This is a genomic window from Synechococcus sp. HK05 (genome assembly GCF_019104765.1).
Taxonomy (GTDB): domain Bacteria; phylum Cyanobacteriota; class Cyanobacteriia; order PCC-6307; family Cyanobiaceae; genus Vulcanococcus.
The window spans coordinates 182,689-199,711 of the sequence record NZ_JAHRXJ010000004.1 but is presented as its reverse complement, the minus strand read 5'-3'; the positions used below and the strand labels follow the sequence as shown (position 1 = coordinate 199,711).

The window sequence follows — 17,023 nt, the reverse complement described above, 5'->3', positions numbered from 1 at the left end:
ACGCCACCAAAGGCCTGAGTGCAGACCGTAGGCTGATCCCCAATCAAGGCCCAGGGCATGCATCTCAGCGAGCTGACGCATCCGAATCAGCTGCACGGACTGAGCACTGCAGAGCTCGAGGCGATCGCGCGTCAGATCCGTGAACGCCACCTTGAGGTGGTGAGCACCAGTGGCGGCCACCTCGGTCCGGGTCTGGGGGTGGTGGAACTCACCCTGGCGCTTTATCAAACCCTCGATCTCGACCACGATCGGGTGGTGTGGGACGTGGGCCACCAGGCCTATCCCCACAAGCTGATCACCGGTCGTTACAACGACTTCCACACCCTGCGCCAGAAGGATGGCGTGGCGGGTTATCTAAAGCGCTGCGAAAGCCCGTTTGACCACTTCGGTGCCGGCCATGCCAGCACTTCGATCTCAGCGGCCCTGGGCATGGCCCTGGCCCGTGATCAGCGCGGTGAGGATTTCAAATGCGTGGCGGTGATCGGGGATGGATCCCTCACCGGTGGCATGGCCCTTGAGGCGATCAATCACGCCGGCCACCTGCCCAACACCCGCCTGCTGGTGGTGCTCAACGACAACGACATGTCGATCAGCCCCCCGGTGGGGGCGCTGAGCACCCACCTCAACCGCATGCGGCACAGCAAGCCGTTGCAGTTTCTGCAGGACAACGCTGAGGAGGCGATCAAGCACCTTCCCTTCCTGCACGGTGAGCTGCCGCCTGAGCTCAAAAATCTCAAAGAGAGCATGAAGCGCCTGGCGGTGCCCAAGCTCGGTGCCGTGTTTGAGGAGCTGGGCTTCACCTACATGGGTCCCGTCGATGGTCACGACATCGCCGGGATGATCCAGGTGTTCCAACAGGCCCACGCCCATGAGGGCCCTGTGCTGGTGCACGTGGCTACCACCAAGGGCAAGGGCTATGCCTACGCCGAAGAAGACCAGGTGGGCTACCACGCCCAGAGCGCCTTTGATCTGGCCACCGGCAAGGCCTATCCCTCCAGTAAGCCCAAGCCCCCCAGTTACAGCAAGGTGTTTGGCCAGACGCTGGTGAAGCTGTGTGAGCAGGATCCGCGCGTGGTGGGCATTACGGCGGCAATGGCCACGGGCACCGGCCTCGATCTGCTCGAGAAGGCTCGCCCTCATCAATACTTTGACGTGGGCATCGCTGAGCAACACGCCGTGACCATGGCGGCTGGCATGGCCTGCGAAGGCCTGCGGCCGGTGTGTGCGATCTACAGCACCTTCCTGCAGCGCGCCTACGACCAACTCATCCACGACGTGGGCATTCAGAACCTGCCCGTGACCTTCGTGTTGGACCGCGCCGGCATCGTGGGCGCCGATGGACCCACCCACCAGGGCCAGTACGACATCAGCTACCTGCGCTGTGTGCCCAATTTCACGGTGATGGCACCGAAGGATGAGGCCGAGTTGCAGCGGATGATGGTGACCTGCCTCCAGCACAACGGCCCCACAGCCCTGCGCATCCCCCGCGGCGAGGGCGAAGGAGCTGCCCTGATGGAAGAAGGCTGGGAGCCTTTGGAGATCGGCCGCGGTGAACTACTCGCCGATGGCGACGACCTGTTGATCGTGGCTTACGGCGCCATGGTGTATCCCGCCATGGCCACGGCCGGTCTGCTGCAGGAGCAAGGCGTGCGCGCGGCCGTGATCAACGCCCGCTTCCTGCGTCCTCTGGATGAGGCGCTGATCCTGCCCATGGCCCGCCGGATCGGTCGGGTGGTGACCATGGAGGAAGGGTGCCTGCCCGGCGGTTTCGGCGCGGCCGTGGTGGAAACCCTCAACGATCACGACGTGCTGGTGCCGGTGCACCGCATCGGCATCCCCGACCAGCTGGTGGACCACGCCACCCCCGATCAGAGCAAGCAGGCCCTGGGGCTCACCCCGGCCCAGATGGCCGACAGCATTCTTAATCGCTTCGGATCCCTGCGCCGCCAGCCGGTGGGTGTCTGACCAGCAGACCTTTGAGGTATTGATCGCAGGCGCTGGGCCGGCGGGTTTGCTGTTGGCCCGCCGCCTGGCCCAGGCCGGTGTGTGTGTGGCAGTGGTGGATCCGCTGCTGGATCTCCATCAGGCCGCCTTCTCCAGTGCGGCACTCCCCCTCTCGGCGGTGAAGGAGTTTCAGCTGCCTGCTCAGGTTCAGGCGGCCCGATGGCATGGATGGCAGCTGCATGGGCCCGGCGACCAGCAGCGCCAGTGGATGGCGGATCACGATCTCGGCGCCGTGCTCGATTTCGGCGGCCTGCGCCAGTGGTTGGCGGACCAGGCCACGGCCGCAGGAGCGCACCTGCAGCTCGGCTGGGCGGTGCGCGGATGGTGCTCCGCCGCTTCCGGAGCCATCGCCAACCTGCGGGGGCCTGGCGGTCAGGAGCGCTCTGTGGCGTGCCGTTGGTTGGTGGATGCCACCGGCCAGCGGCGTGCCCTGCTGGGTGACCCCCCAGCGGAGTCCGGCGCACTGGTGGCCGGCTCCGGCGTGGAATGGTTGCTTCAGCTGCCGCTGCCGCAGTGGAACCAGTGGTCTGAACGGCTCAGTTTCATGCTGGGCAGGGCCTGGGTGCCCCAGGGCTATGGCTGGGTGTTCCCAATGCAGCCTGGCCAGCTCAAACTCGGCGTTTGTCGTTTGCACGACGCCAGCCGGCGGCAACCCCCGCTGCATCAGTTGCTCAGTCAGCTGCAGCTCCGCCTCCACCTGGCTGACGCACCCGTGCTCGATCGCCATGGCGGCTTGATCCGCAGCACGATCCGCCGGCGCGAGCCCCATCAACGTGGCCCGCTGCTCGGTCTTGGTGATGCGGTGAGTACCGGAAATCTGTTGGGCGGTGAAGGGATCCGCCATGCGATGGCCAGCAGCGAGGTGTTGGCGCCGCTGCTGCTGCAGGCTCTCGGTGGGCGGCCGGACGCGCTGCGGCGCTATCCGCTTCAGCTGCGCCGCCGCCTCGGCTGGCGTTGGTCGCTCAGTGGCCGCCTGGCGCGGCGCACCTGGCTGGGCCTCAACAGCTCGGCCGGCGATCAGCGGCTGGAGCGGCTGCTGGAGGGCCTGCAACAAAAAAGCAGTGCCGAAGAGCTCTCGGCACTGCTGTTTCACTATCGCTTCGAGCGCTACGGCTGGAAGGCGCTGCCCTATCTGTTGGGCTGGCGCTAGGGCTTCAGAGCACGCCGCGGGCAGCCAGGCCCAGGATCGCGCCCATGCCGAGCACGTGGCCGAAGGAGGTGGTGGCCAGCAGCGAGGCGTGGCTCATGCCGCCGAACATGGCGGAGTTGGGCAGCTGAGCACCTTCGTTGGGGTACTTGATGGTGGCCTTGCCGATGCCGATGGCAATCACGTTGGCAGCGATCATCACCAGGCCCACCTTGGGCGACCAGGACACGGATGCAGGGGCGATGGCCAGCAGGGGAGCGAGCATCGAATTCACGGGCGACGCTTCATCTTCCGAGCGGCACTGCCCTGGTGCACGCGTCGCTTAAGACTTGTTCACTGCCTGGTTCACGGTTCATCGTTGGACGGCAGCCGGCTGAAGCCCAGCAGCACCAGCACATTGCTCAGGGTGAGGAACAGCTCTGCCCCGCCATGGAGTGGATCCACATCCGCCAATTGCAGTCCGTAATTGCGTTCCGCCAGGATCGCCGCCGCGATGGTGACCAACACGAACAGCAGCGTGAGGCAGAAGCCCCAGAACGCGAGCCGTGGCATCCGGCCTGACCGCCAGCTCCACCACAGAAACGCCAGGTAGGGCAGCAGTGACAGGCCAAAAAACGGCGCTGGATCGATGGCCCCCAGGGCCTTGAGCAGGGCTGAAGCCGAGAGATCGCTCATCGGGCCCGCCGCATGAGGGTCCACGCTGCTCCGGCCATGGCCGTATTGCCCAGGGCGGTGCAGGCGGCCTGCAGCACCACGAGCCCCTGCAGTTCGGCGGCGTTATCGAAGAGGTGCCAGGTGCAAGCGGCCATGGCACTCACCAAGGCTGGCGTCATGGCCAGGGCTAACCAGCTCCATTCCGGTTCCTGCCGCCGTTCGCCCCAACGTTGGATCGCCAGCATCGCCAGGCCCCACTCCAGAACGGAGGCCACATGAATCCACCAAGTGGGCAGGGAGAGGGCGTGCATGCCCTCCTTCTACAGGCCCGCCTTACACGCTGTGGCTGCTGAACTGTTCAAACACGGTTTGCAGCAACCGGCTCATCTTGTTGTTGAGGGTGCAGCCCGGTGCGTTCTTCGACGCCAGCAGCAGCAAGGCGCAGGCATCCACCAGCTGCGCGGCTTCCTCGCCGCTGAGCTGGATCAGATGCTCATCGCCGCAGTGGGTAACGCGCAAGGAACCGGGTGTGGATGTATCGCACGCTACGGAGTGTGGAGCGGCTTGCCGAAAACTGAAGGTTCCTTTCCGCTTTGCCATCAGCCGCCGTTGGCTTCATGCCGTTGGAAGCTCTGCCGCAGATGGAAGTCGGCTTGTTCGCCCCGGTGCTGCCAGGCCCAGTAGCTGCAGCCGGTGTCGCGGTGATCCAGCACGGCGGTGAGTGAAAGTTCCAGGGCCTGATCCGCCGCGATCCAGCTGCTCAGATCCAACGCACAGGTCAGCTGCAGCTGCTCGCTGGTGCGCCGCAGCGTGTAGCGAAGCTCCTGTACAGCCCTCCATTCCTGCAAGTTGGCCCGGTAACCCGTGAGGGCATACACATTCCAGTGCCCATTGGGCGCCAGGTTCAGTTCCCGGTAGCCCTTCTCGCCGGGGAGGCCGATGAAGGCTTCAAAACAGGTGCTCTCCCAGAGGTTGTGCTGCCGCGCTGGTGCTCCCGTCGACGCGGGCATGCGCAACGCATCGGCTGGGCCGTTGAGCGCGTAGCGAAGGCTGAGGACTCCGCCCGCCCAGATCGCCTCTGCGGCCAGTTGGATCCCCCGCAGGTCGGGGTCGGGCTCAAACGGCTGCAGGGGCTGCATGGCGCTCCACCAGTGCTCTCAGCTGCGGCAACTGGTTTTCGATGCTGGCGCTGAGTTGGAACTGCACCAGAGCCCGCTGCAAATTGTGATCGGGGTAATCCGCCTTGAAGTAAGTGTCGCCCTGAAGGTGGTCGCAGAAGAAGCGCAAGCCCAGTTCAAAACTGATTAAGCGTGCGGCCTCTGGGATGTAGCCACGTTCCACCTCGCTCAGAAAGCTGCCCGCTACCCCCAGATACCCCTCCAGCAGGGCATCGGCCAGATCCAGATCAAACTGAACAGCCTCGAGCTGATCGGTTTCTTCACCCAGGCGGTTGCAACACGACCGCAGGCAGTCGCCGATGTCGTAGTGCACCAGTCCAGGCTTCACCGTGTCGAGGTCGATCAGGGCCACCGCTTGGCCGCTGCGGCAATCCAGCAACACGTTGTTGATCTTGGGGTCGCCATGGATCGGTCGCATGGGCAGATCCCCCCGCTGCTTGGCCCGCTCCAGGACATCGCAGGAGGCTTCGCGTTCACGGATGAAGGCGATGCAGCGCTCCCGGGCGGCATTGGGTTGGCGATCGGTTTGCACGAGCGCCCGGTGATACGCCTCGAGATAGGAGGGTGTGATGTGAAAGCCCTCCAAGGTGTCGGCCAGGGCAGCGGGGGGAAGATCGCTGATCAGCTGGTGAAACAGCCCTAGGCCAATCCCCAGTTCCCGCGCCTGCTCAGCCCCCTCCACCACATTCACACAGGTGCAATCGGGCACAAAGCTGATGGAGCGCCACACATGCCCTGCGCTGCAGCGATGCCAGCTCTGGCCGTTGGTCTTGGTGCGCAGCAGGCTGGGCAGTTGCCAGCGACGCTGTTGCAGCAGGGGATGCGTAGCTCCACTGCTCAGTTTTTGATCAATGTGCGACCCCAGCACCTCCAGGTTCTGCAGCACCAGCTCAGGCTGTTGGAACACGCGGGTGTTCAGGCACTGCAACACCGTGGATCCACTGGTGGACTGCACCAGATAGGTGTCATTGACATTGCCGTTGCCCAGGGGCTGCACCATCTGTACGCAGCCTTCGCCTTGAAAGACTTCCGCGATGGCGATCAGATCGTCCTGGGAGCGAGCTGGCAATGGACGAGACGGAGTCTCAGTTCAACTTGACAGTGAGCAGCCGCTGAAATGGCAGTCGGGGGTCAGTCAGTTGACCGGAGTGACGTGCAAGAGGGATGCCGTTGCTCAGCGGCTGACGGCGCTGCGCTCAAGATTTTCACCCTGCTCACGCTCGATCTCGCGACGCAACTGGTGGCGGATGTGATCCGGTGATTTGTATTGGCGTGGCAGGCAGTTGTGCAACGTCTCCAGACGGCTCCAACAGAGGGTTTTCTCAATATTGGCGGCGGGACGACCCTCAAGCAGCAGTTGTTTCAGGGCTTTGCGATACAGGAAGTATTTGGCCTCCAGTTCAGCGATGGTGAGTCCTTGGCTGTCGCTCATCGCAGGCCTGCCCGGGGGTTGCAGCCCCATCACCGTACGCGAGCTAAGGGCCCCCCCGGTCAAATGCATGTGGGCTGTAGCACTGAGCACAGCCATCCCCTCATCACAACCAGAGCTGCAGTCCAGCCCAGAGTTGAGGGGAGGGATCGCCCACTTCCAGATCGATGAAGCTGTTGGTCGCTGGATTGCCTCCGATCGGGAAGGCCGCCCGCAGGGCCACCAGCCAACTGCCGCTTCGTCCGAGATCGAAGCCAAAGCCAGCTCCAGCCAGGCCGTAGCTGTTGGGTTGGAGGGAGCCGGGGAAGGGCTGACGCCAGCGCTCTCCCCAGGCCAAATCTGCGAATCCGATCAGCGTCAACCACGGGCGAAGCCGCCAGTTCAGATCGAATTGGCTCACCAGACAGCTGCTGGAGGAATTTTCCCCAGGCGGATAGGCGCGCACGCCATTGGGCCAGCCCAGGCCGCACTGCTCGTAGCCCGAGAGGTTGGTGAAGGCCCATTGACCGAGCACCAACCAGCGGGCACTCCACGTTGAATTGAACCGTTGTTCGCGCACCAGGTTCAGATTGAGCGCTCCGTAGGTGCCCTGGAAGCGGGTGGTCAGCGCATCGAACCCCTTAAACGCGGGATTGCCATCCAGATTGAGGCTGCCCATCGATCCCCCCAGCACCCAGCTGGTCGATCCTTCACCCAGCCAGCGATCGCTGCTGCTGCCAATCAAGGCACCGCGCAGCACACCGCTGCGTTTGTCATCCACGTTCACGTGTTGCCGGTCATCGCGGAATTGCAGTCCTTCGCCGCTGAGGCGCACCCACAGGCTGCGTTCATCTCTGCGCCAGAGCGGTTGCAACAGGCTGATGGAGAGTCCGGCGGTGTCGCCGGTGTAGAGCGTGCTGCCGGTGTTCACCAGGCGATACCGCCCGGCGTTGGCCGTTGCGCTCAGCAGCAAGCCGTTGTCGCCCAGCGGCCAATCAACCCCAAGCTGCAGCGGTGCGGTTCCGGTGCCCTGGCCGCTGCCCCACCAGGAGGGATTCACCCACACCCGTTCGCCTTGGCCCAGGCGATTGGCGGCAGTCAACGTGGCCAGGGTGCGGAGGGTGCCGACATAGCGGTTGAGGTAGTTGTCCACCTCCAGCAGCGCACCGGTGCGGTTGAGATCACGGATCACGAGCACCAGGATTCGCCCCGCTCCACCGGAGTCGGATTCCAACCGCGCTCGAACGTCAACCCCCCAGAGATCATTGAGCTTCAGCAGGGCAGATTCGATCTTTCCCGGTCTGAGCTCCGATCCGAGGGGCACGGCACGGGTCACCATCCCAATGGCCAGGGCATCACTGAGGTGATGGGCTGGATCCGGGGCCACGGTCACCGCATCCAGCACCAGCGGCGTCACCAGAAGGATCAAGGCTCCCTCTTGGCGGTTGGCCTCGGCGATCGTGACGCTCACGGCACGATCGCGTTCCCAGTACCAGGTTTCGATCTCCAGCCGAATCGCGCTCAGCTGCTGATCGTTGATCGTTTGCCCCACCCAGCGCTGGAGCTGTTGTTGCAGCGCCTGCGCTTCGGGCAGGGTTGTGCTGAGCGCAAGCGTTTTGAGCTGCAGTGGGCTGCTCCAGGGGGTCTCCGGTCTGGGAGCCGCTTCGATCAGCGGTTGCTCACTGCGTTGGTCGTCGTCAACCTCGAGCAAGCGCAGCCGCAGTTGATCCTCCTGAAGGCGCTGTTGCAGGGCCTGGCTTGGGGTGATCTGGGCTCGTACGGAAGCGTGGTGACTGATCAGGGCAACCAGGGCCGACGCGGTCAGCCGCCATCCCCAGCGTTGCGCGGATCTCACACGCCGTTGATCCACTGCCGCCCGAGTGGCACCAGGGAGCGGCTCACTTCGTGCCATGGAAACGGCTCTGCGGCGTCCTGATCGCTGCAGCGCAGTTCATAGCCGATGCCCTCGTGCACATCCTGCAGGGCTTGCTCAAAGGGCATCTCCCGCAAGCTGGCGTAGGTGCGGGCGATGGCATTGATCTCGCCGGGGCTGCTCAGGCCCTGTAGGTAGCGATCGCGCAAGGCTTGGGGGCTATGCATGGCCTTTGGACCTCACTGGATCGCTGCCTGCAGGGTCGACCCACGGCTCTGAGCCTGCAAGCTCCGTTCATCTCCTTTCACACCAGCACCAGTTCGTCGATGGCGTCAGCTGGAGGCCGATGTGTAGTGCCGTAGGGCCAGCTTCCAGAACAACCGTGTGCCGATCAGGCTGAGGGCTGCTGCAACCAAGGAGCCGAAGGCCCATGGCCATGACCCCTGACCCAGGAGCGCTTCGGCCGGCACCGTGGTGAGAAAGGCCACTGGCAATACGAAGGTGAACAGCAGCCTGAGCGCAGGTGGATAGGCGCTGATCGGATAGCGACCGGCCACGAGCGTGTACCGCAGGACCTCGGTGGCATTCCAGATCTTCACGAACCAGATCGAGAGCCCTGCCAATAAAAACCAGAGGCTGTAAAGGATCACCGCCGCGGCGACCATCAGGGTTGCCGCCAGGATCACCGCTTCAGGCCTGATCGCTGCATCGCTGTGCATCACAGCCCAGCTGATCAACACCAACCCCGCAGCGATACCCGGCAGTCCCCAGGGGGAGAAGCTTCGGGTGGACAGCCAGAACTGACTGTCGATCGGTTTGAGCAGCACGAAATCGAGCGTTCCGTTTTGCACATGGTTCACGATGCGGCTGAGGTTGGGTTGCAAGACGGCGCTGGTGAAGCCATCGAGCAGGGTGTAGATCCCCACCACCACCAAGGCACTGTTCCAACTCCAGCCGCCCAGTTGCCGCGAGGGGCCCGCCAACAGATTGAGCACCAACAGGCTGCCGGCCAGATTGCCCAGCACTGCCAAAAGTTCCACCACAAGGTTGAGTTGGTATTCCAATTCGGCTTCGAGTGAGCTCGCCCAGAACCGCCGCAGGCTGCGGGCGTAGCGAAGCCAGCGCTGTTGACTCATGCGCCCATGGCTCCGTAGCGGCGGACACCCGCCCTCCAGAGCAGCATCAGCAGGGGATACAGCAGGAGGCTCCAGAGCGCCAGCTGCAGAAATCCAGGGCCGATCGCCACCGGCTCTCCCGCCAGAACCGCAGCGGGAAAGGCCACCATCGAGGGAAAGGGGGTGAGCCAGGCCAATTTCTGGATGGCGGGTGGATAGGTCTGCAGGGGAGCCACGAGCCCCGATAGAAACAGATAGGGAATCAGCAGCAGCCGATCGAGTGCAGCAGCCCGCTCACTCCAGAAACACAGCATGGCGATCACGCTTTGCAGCAGAAAACGCAGGATGAAGGCGGCTTGAATTGCTGCAATGCCGAGGATCAGCTCAAGGGCACTTGGCCACCACAGCAGCTTGGGCTGCGCCAAGGCCAACACCCCGAGCATGAGCCCCACGAATGGCAAGCGAGTGCATTGTTCGGCCACATGGGCAGCGAGATAGCGCCATAGCGGCTGCAGCGGTTGGAGCAATTGGGGGGAGAGCTTCCCCTGGAGTGCGTCGTCTTCAAACACGTGGATCATCCACACCACGCTGAATTGCCGCACCACAAAGGCTGCCAGGAAATAGTGAGCGAGGCTGGAGGAGCTCAGCCCAGCGGCGGCCGCACCATCCGAGCCCTGCCACACCGCGAGCATGATCAGGGGCAACACACCAGAGAGGGCCCACAGCGCAATCTCAGCTCGGTATTCGAGCATCAAGGCCATTTGGCTCGTGAGCAGGGCCCTGCCGATGCGTTGGATACGCCTCACCATCTCAGTTGGGTTGCGCGGTGAACAGCGCCCCGATCAACTCCTCAATCGGTGGATCATTCACCTCCAGATCCACGACCTCAAATTGCAACAGCAACTGGCTCACCTGCTGCGTGAGTTGGTCGCGCGGCACCAGCAGTCGCACATGATGGCCTTGATGCACCTCCACGGTGCCAAAGGCTTCCAAGGCGCTGCGCTCCTGCGGCTGACGCAGTTCCAGGCGCACCTGCCGGCAGGGGGCCAGGCGTGTGGTGAGGGCATCGAGGGGGCCGTCATGAAACAAGTGCCCCTGATGAATTAACAGCACCCGCTCACACAGGGCTGTGATGTCGCCCATGTAATGGCTGGTGAGAAGCACTGTGGCCCCATAACGCTGGTTGTAGTCGGCTAGAAACTCCCGCACCCGTGCCTGCGCATTCACATCCAGCCCGAGGGTGGGTTCATCCAGGAACAACACGGCCGGGCGATGCAGCAGGGCTGCCAGCAGTTCGGCCTTCATGCGTTGACCGAGCGACAGCTTCCGCACCGGGCGGTGCAATTCATCCCCCAGCTCCAGCATCTCTGCGAGGGTTTCAATGCGCCGCTTGGCTTCGATTGGGTCAATCCCATACACGGCTGCATTCACACGCAGGGAATCCATCGGTGGCAGATCCCACATCAATTGCTGCCGGTTGCCCATCACCAAGGTGATCTGCTGCAGGAAGTGCTCGCGGCGTTGCTGCGGCCGATAGCCGGCCACCTGTAGATGGCCGGCGCTGGGATGAATCAGGCCGCTCAACATCTTCAAGGTGGTGGTTTTACCAGCCCCATTGGCACCGAGAAAACCCACCATCTCACCCGGTTGAATGGCAAAACTCAGATCTCGCACAGCTTCAACGGGCCGCAGCTGCCGCCTGAGCAGGTGCCGCAGTGTGCCGGCCATGCCGGGCTGTTTATCGGCAACGTGAAAGGTTTTGGATAACCCTTCGGCTTCAATAATGGCGCTCACGGTGTCTGGCAGGCCTGGCGGAAACGCTCCAATTCGCTCGGCGCGGCTGCAGATGCCGAGCGTTGCCAGCGCTCGGCGTTGGCAACCTGTTCACAGGCCAGATCGTTTTCGCCGCGATTGAACAGATCCGCTGCTGCGACCAGGGCTCGGCTCACCTTGGCATTCGCTTCAGGCGGCACCGGGGTGTTGGGCGGTCGCGCGGGTTGTTGGGTTGGCGTGGTGCCGGGTTCTGGTTTCGGTTGCCGGGGCGCGCATCCCACCAGCCCCAGCATCAGGGCGGCCAGGAGCAGTGGGGCTCCTGCTCCTGGGGCCAAACGCGCAGGCCCTTGGGGCCGCTGGGAACACTCAGCCATCGCTCCATTCTGATGCGTTCTCAACCCAGCAGCGCCGCCTGGCTTGCATCCAGTCGTCCGGCTTTGAGCAACACCTGGGTGATGCGAGGAATATCGAGCACGGCGTGCACCCGGTAGCCCTGCTGTTCCAGTCGTTCACGGGCATGCCGATCCCGTTCACCACCGTGGTCGATGAACACCACCACATCCTTCACCACCAGGCCAGAGCTTTCGAGCTTGGCGATCCCTTCGAGCACGCTGCCGCCGGTGATCAAGATGTCGTCCACCACCACCACCTGATCGCCTTCGTTGAAGTCGCCTTCGATCAGTCGCCGCGCGCCGTGGGCCTTCACTTCCTTGCGCGGATAGATCAGAGGCTTGTGCAGAGCCAGCGACAATCCCGTCGCCGTGGGTAGCGATCCGTAGGGGATGCCGGCGATCCGATCGAACTGCAGCTGCTCGAGCAAACCGCTGTAGCCGTGCAACACCCGATGAAAGAGGTTGGGATCAGAAATGATCTGGCGCAGATCGATGTAGTAGTTGAACACCGCACCGGAGGCCTGCACATACTCGCCGAAGAGCAGGCAGCCGATGTCAAAGAGATCGACGATCAGCGCCTCCATCGCATCTCCAGCGGGGGATGCCTCCCCAACGTCTGGAGGGGGATCGGCCAGCCAGAGCTCACAGCTGTTGGCGGATTGCTCGGGTTGTTGCTCCAGCCACCGTTGGCGGCGCCGGTTGATCAACGCCTTGAGTGCCTCGGCCTGTTCGCTCAGGTCGTCATCCACCAGGAGGTTTTGCGGCAGGGGCAGCAACAAGCCATCGGCGGCGTCATTGAGACCAGCCTCCAGCAAGCCATCGAGCCGTTCCTCCTCGCTCCAGATGCTGCGCAACATCAGCACGCGCTCCGGCGCGGCCTGGCGCACCTGGGCCAACACGGCCGGGTCGCTGGTGCCCACTTCCAGCAGCAGTTGATCGGGCGTGCCCCAGAGCTGGCTTTCGCGCACGATCTGGAGAAACAGTGGATCGCTCTCGCTGGGGTGGTACTGAATCCGTTTGGCGGCTGGATTGGAACTGCGGCAGGTGATCACCACCGCCTTGTCGGCGTAGAGCAGAAACGGTGCGGCGATGTCTTGCCCGGCCATCGGCGAGAGGGTGACCGCATCCACCCCGAGATCCCTGAACAGGTAGTGGGCTAGGGCGGTGGAGGAATTCAGATCGCCATGCTTGGCGTCGATGATCAGCGGTAGATCGCGGGGCACCAGATCGCGCACCTCCAGCAGGAGCTCCAGCCCAAGGGGCCCCAAGGCCTGGTAGAAGCCCAAGCTGGCCTTGATCGCACAGACATGGGGGCTGGTGGCTTCCACCACCGCTTTGATCCAATGCCGGGCCTGGCTCAGGAAGGAGCGGTTGCCCATGCCATGCCGCAAGGCCCAGTTCTGCAACATCTCCGGATTGGGGTCGAGACCCGTCATCAGGAGCGACTGGCGCTCGGCGATGGCTTCAGTGAGTTGAACGAAGAAGCCCATCCGCCGGACTGCGGCATGGTTGTTGATAGGAGATCAGCCACCCCCAGCGGTGGATGTGGACACAGCTCGTAGCAAACCGGCGACAAGGCCCGGCGGGCAGGCTGTTGATCTGGCCCTGGCCCGTGGCCGTCATGGTCCCCGGCTGATGTGATCCGGTCGCTGAGCCCATCCTGTGAACCGAGAGCTCGATCAACGCTGCCTCGAACTGGCCCTGGCCGACTTGCTCGAGCTGCACCCCCACCAACGTCGCCGTGCCTTGGCTCAGTTCAGGGCCATCGATTCAGGCCTGGCCGACAAGCTCCAGCTGGAGCTGCTGCTGCATCTCGCCTAAACCATCATGTTGGAGCTGTTTCACGCCGCGCCCTCCTACTACTCGATGGTGGCGCGCCTGGCCCTCGCGGAAGCCGGGGTGTCCACCATCAGCCGGCTGATGGATATCCACCTGGCCAAGCAGCAGTTGAGCCCGGCTTACCGCCAGCTCAACCCGAAGATGACCGTTCCAACCTTGCGGGGATCCGGGCTACTGCTGACCGATAGCGCGCAGATCCTGGCCTACGCCGCTGAACACGCTTCGGTGCCGTGGGCTGATGCGGATCCCAGCCGGCGCGAGGCGATTCAACAAGCGGTGGCTGGCCACTACGCCCTCTCGATCGAAACGCTCACGTTCAGCAAACTGCTCTCAAGCCGGCCCTGGTTCAAACGGGTGATGGTGCCGATGCTCAGTGGGATCAACGCCAAATTGGAGCGCGAGGCCCAACACGCCCCGGATCAGGCCGCTGTGCTTGAGGCCAAAATCCAGGTGAATCGGGCGCGGTTGACGGTCTTTCGTGATCGGCCCGCTCCGCAGGTGCTGGCTGAACAACGGGAGCAGGTGTCGGCCTACCTGGCGTCGCTGCCGCCTGTGGTGGCCAGTGGTTGGTTGTTCGGCGGCGCGATCAGCAGCGCCGATGTGGTGCTGGCGGTGCTCACCTCGCGGCTGGCGATGGCGGGTGAGCTCAGCCTGCTGAACCGGAACGATCTCCAGGGATGGTGGCAGCGTTATCAGCAGCGCCCAGCCTTTGGCCAGGCCGACGTGTGGACACGCTTCCAACGGCGCCGCTTCCTGCAGGCAGCCCTGGACGCTCGCCACACCAGCTTCAACCCCTGAGCGCTTGTGCTGTTGCGCAGTCGCGTTCCAGAAGCACCGGAGCCTGGCCCTTGCCATCGCGGGCCACAGGTTGGGGATCAAAGGCGTCGTCGCTCACATCGAAGCGGCCCGTGCGGCAATCGAGCGTGAGCCGCCGTGCTGTGTAGCGACCATCGGCTCGCCCTTTGCCCTGCTGCGCCGCCATGCCGATGCATTGCTGCTGGTTTCCCCAGACGCAGCTCGCTGCTCCCAGCAAGCCTCCGATCAGGTTGGTGGCGATTTGTTGGTCGCGGTCGATTTCAAAGCGGCGCACCTCGTAACGCCTCCGCCCGAGTTGGCGATCCTCGGCGGACACCCGCAGTGGTCGGCTGAAGGTTTCGCTGGTGTCAACCCGCCACTCCCCCAGTTTCTGCCCCGCGCGCAGCTGGCTGCTCAGACCGCGGGTCAGGGCCTGAAAGCGATCTTTGGGATAGCCGTGGTGTTGGGCTGCCATCCGCTCGTAATCGCCCATCTCAAACATGAGATTGGCCGTCTGCGTGAAGTCGTCCACGTTGATGGCTCCCTGGTTGAGCATCCAGCCGAGGAACACACCGGTGCGCCAATCGGCCGCGAGTTCCTCCTGTTTCACCGTGAGTCCGAGGCCACCCTGGAACGGACCACGCCCCAGTTCGCGGTTCACGTGGTGCCCCCATTCATGGGCCAAAACGGCCAGGTCGAGCAGCAACAGCTCGCGATCTGTTTTGCCCTTGGCGCTGCGCACGCTGCTGCGCAGATTCAAGGCCATGGCCAACTCGCGGCTGGGCGGGCAGTAATAAGCCATGGGGTGGGCCACCTTCTTCACCCCACAGCCTTCGGCGCGATCGCCGGCCAGGAGCAATTTGGGCTGCTCTTGGCTGGCCCAGAAGCGGTGCAGGAGGTTGTGGGCTTCCCGCAGGTAACGCTCGCGCAGTTGTTTCGGTTCACCGGTTTGGCGCAGCTCCTCCAGCTGCTGGGCCTCGGCTCGGCTTGGGAGGGTTAATCCGGGCGGTGGACCCTGGCCTGGCGCCCAGGGCTGGCCAACGGCAGCGGCCTGGCTACTGAGCCATGCGATCAGCAGGGGCCTTAAGCAATGGCGGCTGAATCGGAACATGCCCGGTGAATTGGCGTGGCTGAGTTTTACCGCTGCTGGCCGGATGGTGGTGTGGGCTGACGTTGCACGGCCCAGGCCGCCAGCACGCCGCCCGCAAACCCACTCGCGTGGCCGATCCAGCTCACACCTGCTGGTGAAAACAAGGGAATCAGGCTGGGGAGTACGCCCCCGTAGCTCACCAGTGCGATCACCGACAGCAGCAGGGATAGCGGTTGTTTCTCCAACCATCCGATCACCAGCAGATATCCCAGGAGCCCGTACACCACCCCCGAGAGGCCATGACTGGCTCGGGGCCAGAACCACCACACCGGAAGAGCGCTGATCAACACACCCAGCCAGACGGCGACGTAGTCGCGGCGGCTTTTGGCCAGCACGAGCCACGACAGCGGCACGAACATCAGGCTGTTGGCCAGCAGGTGGCCAAAGCCGCCATGGCTGAAGGGGGCCGTGAGCACCCCGAGGACAGGGCCTCGCGGTGTCATCGGCAGATTCCATGAGCCGCGGAAGACGAGTTGATCGATCAGCTCCTGGCTCCAGGGGATGAGCAGGATCAGTGGCGGGATCAACAGATTGGTGCCGAGTTTGGCCAGTCGTTCACGCATGCTTGCCCTCCTTCAGGCTGAGTTGACAACGCAACACCGCCAGCGCTTCATCCGGTAATCCCAAAAAGCGGTCGAGCCAGGCTTCACCGGTGGGCTCGATCAAGGCGGCTCCTACCAGCACCCCTGGTTGGGAGGCCAAGAGCCGTTGCCCCTGGCGTTGGTGCCGCCGGCTTTGCATCGCTTCGGTGCTGAGCACCGTGTTCACCACGAGATCCGGTGCGGTGATCTGTACCCGCCCGCCGAGTGCAGCGCGAAAGCGAAAGCGTGCCTGGAACTCCAGCTCCAGCTCGCCGGTTGCGGCGATAAAGCGACCGCCTAACGCCACGGGATGGATCGCCACGGAGAGCCCTGGCGGCAGGGGCAGGCCCAGAAAGCGAGTGGAGCTGCCGTTGAGTGGGGGAATGGCCGTTTGTTCCGGCGAGAAGTGCAGCGTCAGCGCCTCAGCCGGGCCGCTTGCGCTGCAGCCCAGCGCCTGGCCACCGCTGGCGTCATAGAGGAACCGTGGATAGCGGCCGATCACCAACTCACAGCCTGCGAGGGTTGTGAGTTGACACTCAGCCATGGCGAAGGCTTTGGAGATCGCCCCGGGTTTGGAGGGCTGCCAGCTCGGGATACCCACCGATGGCGTGCCCGTCGATCCAGATTTGTGGCAGTGCCCCTGGAGCGGGTGCGACCAGTTCGTAAGCAATACCCAGCCCCTGTAGGAGCCGTTCGGTGCGGCGCGACCAAGCGCAGCCCTCGCGCAGGGCCACCTGCACCCGGGCAGCCGTTGGGGCTGCAGCGGGGCTAGGGACGCTGACCTGATCCAGGAAGCCCACCAACAGATCGGCCCCCTTCAGCACCACGCTGCCGTGCTCCAGGTGGCCGCCCCACACCTGGCAGCCCGGATCCGACAAGCTCAGGTGAAGGTGAACGCCCTGCGGAGACAGGGTGCCCTGCAGGGTGATGATTTCCAACTCGCCTTGCACCCGCGTGGGCTCATCCAGCCCGGGGCAGGCGAAACAGGCCTGGCGGAGGTTGCCCACCACGCTCAACACGAACCCTGAGGCTTGCTGCTCGCGTGCCAGCTGCTCCAGGCTCGCCCTCAGATCAGCGCCGGCCTCGAGGTGGAGGGGCAGTGCCCGCATGGCCG

Annotated in this window: 22 protein-coding genes; 4 read left to right on the top strand and 18 right to left on the bottom strand. The window is 64.0% G+C overall.

Going from position 1 to position 17,023, the window contains the following annotated elements; translation table 11 throughout:
• Window positions 1-57: 57 nt before the first annotated feature.
• Both dxs and KUL97_RS04295 read left to right on the top strand, forming a co-directional pair.
• Entirely contained in the window at window positions 58-1,965 is a 1,908-nt protein-coding gene (gene dxs, locus KUL97_RS04300) for a 1-deoxy-D-xylulose-5-phosphate synthase (RefSeq protein WP_217795740.1), read from the top strand.
• Window positions 1,958-3,154 (top strand): NAD(P)/FAD-dependent oxidoreductase, encoded by a 1,197-nt coding sequence (locus KUL97_RS04295; RefSeq protein WP_217795739.1) that lies wholly within the window; start codon window positions 1,958-1,960, stop codon window positions 3,152-3,154. Before dxs ends, KUL97_RS04295 begins: the two co-directional genes overlap by 8 nt.
• Window positions 3,155-3,158: 4 nt before the next feature.
• On the opposite strand, the gene psaK is transcribed toward KUL97_RS04295, so the two are convergent.
• From psaK to KUL97_RS04225, 14 genes are all read right to left on the bottom strand, one after another.
• Window positions 3,159-3,416 carry a photosystem I reaction center subunit PsaK gene (gene psaK, locus KUL97_RS04290; RefSeq protein WP_217795738.1) on the bottom strand — a complete coding sequence of 86 codons (258 nt, stop codon included), beginning with the start codon at window positions 3,414-3,416 and terminating at the stop codon, window positions 3,159-3,161.
• A gap of 80 nt (window positions 3,417-3,496) precedes the next feature.
• Window positions 3,497-3,826 carry a DUF3593 domain-containing protein gene (locus KUL97_RS04285; protein WP_217795737.1) on the bottom strand — a complete coding sequence of 110 codons (330 nt, stop codon included), beginning with the start codon at window positions 3,824-3,826 and terminating at the stop codon, window positions 3,497-3,499.
• On the bottom strand, window positions 3,823-4,116 hold the full coding sequence (locus KUL97_RS04280) for a DUF2499 domain-containing protein (protein WP_217795736.1): 294 nt from the start codon (window positions 4,114-4,116) through the stop codon (window positions 3,823-3,825). The genes KUL97_RS04285 and KUL97_RS04280 overlap by 4 nt, the downstream gene beginning before the upstream one ends.
• 22 nt (window positions 4,117-4,138) lie before the next feature.
• Window positions 4,139-4,324: a hypothetical protein gene (locus tag KUL97_RS04275; RefSeq protein ID WP_217795735.1), complete on the bottom strand. Its 186-nt coding sequence runs from the start codon at window positions 4,322-4,324 to the stop codon at window positions 4,139-4,141.
• Window positions 4,325-4,404: 80 nt separating this feature from the next.
• Complete coding sequence (locus tag KUL97_RS04270; protein WP_217795734.1) at window positions 4,405-4,944, bottom strand: DOMON-like domain-containing protein; 540 nt, start codon at window positions 4,942-4,944, stop codon at window positions 4,405-4,407.
• Entirely contained in the window at window positions 4,922-6,052 is a 1,131-nt protein-coding gene (locus KUL97_RS04265) for a phosphotransferase enzyme family protein (protein WP_217795733.1), read from the bottom strand. The genes KUL97_RS04270 and KUL97_RS04265 overlap by 23 nt, the downstream gene beginning before the upstream one ends.
• Window positions 6,053-6,157: 105 nt before the next feature.
• Window positions 6,158-6,415, bottom strand: a complete 258-nt coding sequence (locus KUL97_RS04260; protein ID WP_217795732.1) for a DUF3136 domain-containing protein — start codon at window positions 6,413-6,415, stop codon at window positions 6,158-6,160.
• A gap of 103 nt (window positions 6,416-6,518) precedes the next feature.
• A complete protein-coding gene (locus KUL97_RS04255) occupies window positions 6,519-8,246 on the bottom strand; it encodes a ShlB/FhaC/HecB family hemolysin secretion/activation protein (RefSeq protein WP_217795731.1) in 1,728 nt (575 codons plus the stop codon).
• Window positions 8,243-8,491 carry a hypothetical protein gene (locus tag KUL97_RS04250; protein WP_217795730.1) on the bottom strand — a complete coding sequence of 83 codons (249 nt, stop codon included), beginning with the start codon at window positions 8,489-8,491 and terminating at the stop codon, window positions 8,243-8,245. The genes KUL97_RS04255 and KUL97_RS04250 overlap by 4 nt, the downstream gene beginning before the upstream one ends.
• Before the next feature lie 105 nt (window positions 8,492-8,596).
• Window positions 8,597-9,400, bottom strand: a complete 804-nt coding sequence (locus KUL97_RS04245) for an ABC transporter permease (protein WP_217795729.1) — start codon at window positions 9,398-9,400, stop codon at window positions 8,597-8,599.
• Entirely contained in the window at window positions 9,397-10,188 is a 792-nt protein-coding gene (locus KUL97_RS04240; RefSeq protein ID WP_217795728.1) for an ABC-2 family transporter protein, read from the bottom strand. The genes KUL97_RS04245 and KUL97_RS04240 overlap by 4 nt, the downstream gene beginning before the upstream one ends.
• A gap of 1 nt (window position 10,189) precedes the next feature.
• Window positions 10,190-11,164, bottom strand: a complete 975-nt coding sequence (locus KUL97_RS04235; protein WP_217796027.1) for an ATP-binding cassette domain-containing protein — start codon at window positions 11,162-11,164, stop codon at window positions 10,190-10,192.
• A gap of 5 nt (window positions 11,165-11,169) precedes the next feature.
• A complete protein-coding gene (locus tag KUL97_RS04230) occupies window positions 11,170-11,526 on the bottom strand; it encodes a hypothetical protein (RefSeq protein ID WP_217795727.1) in 357 nt (118 codons plus the stop codon).
• Between the two features lie 20 nt (window positions 11,527-11,546).
• Window positions 11,547-13,034 carry a bifunctional orotidine-5'-phosphate decarboxylase/orotate phosphoribosyltransferase gene (locus KUL97_RS04225; protein ID WP_217795726.1) on the bottom strand — a complete coding sequence of 496 codons (1,488 nt, stop codon included), beginning with the start codon at window positions 13,032-13,034 and terminating at the stop codon, window positions 11,547-11,549.
• Window positions 13,035-13,206: 172 nt separating this feature from the next.
• Between KUL97_RS04225 and KUL97_RS04220 the strand changes: the two genes are divergently transcribed.
• A complete protein-coding gene (locus KUL97_RS04220; RefSeq protein ID WP_217795725.1) occupies window positions 13,207-13,365 on the top strand; it encodes a hypothetical protein in 159 nt (52 codons plus the stop codon).
• Window positions 13,366-13,371: 6 nt separating this feature from the next.
• Complete coding sequence (locus tag KUL97_RS04215) at window positions 13,372-14,181, top strand: glutathione S-transferase family protein (protein ID WP_217795724.1); 810 nt, start codon at window positions 13,372-13,374, stop codon at window positions 14,179-14,181.
• Here the strand turns inward: KUL97_RS04215 and KUL97_RS04210 are convergent.
• Genes KUL97_RS04210 through KUL97_RS04195 form a run of 4 tightly spaced genes read right to left on the bottom strand, consistent with a single transcriptional unit; the run spans window position 14,171 to window position 17,018 of the window.
• On the bottom strand, window positions 14,171-15,289 hold the full coding sequence (locus KUL97_RS04210) for a zinc peptidase (protein ID WP_254896176.1): 1,119 nt from the start codon (window positions 15,287-15,289) through the stop codon (window positions 14,171-14,173). The genes KUL97_RS04215 and KUL97_RS04210 overlap by 11 nt on opposite strands.
• Before the next feature lie 26 nt (window positions 15,290-15,315).
• Window positions 15,316-15,891 carry a rhomboid family intramembrane serine protease gene (locus KUL97_RS04205; protein WP_217795723.1) on the bottom strand — a complete coding sequence of 192 codons (576 nt, stop codon included), beginning with the start codon at window positions 15,889-15,891 and terminating at the stop codon, window positions 15,316-15,318.
• Window positions 15,884-16,453: a hypothetical protein gene (locus KUL97_RS04200; RefSeq protein WP_217795722.1), complete on the bottom strand. Its 570-nt coding sequence runs from the start codon at window positions 16,451-16,453 to the stop codon at window positions 15,884-15,886. The genes KUL97_RS04205 and KUL97_RS04200 overlap by 8 nt, the downstream gene beginning before the upstream one ends.
• Window positions 16,446-17,018 carry a DUF296 domain-containing protein gene (locus KUL97_RS04195; RefSeq protein WP_217795720.1) on the bottom strand — a complete coding sequence of 191 codons (573 nt, stop codon included), beginning with the start codon at window positions 17,016-17,018 and terminating at the stop codon, window positions 16,446-16,448. The genes KUL97_RS04200 and KUL97_RS04195 overlap by 8 nt, the downstream gene beginning before the upstream one ends.
• Window positions 17,019-17,023 lie beyond the last annotated feature (5 nt).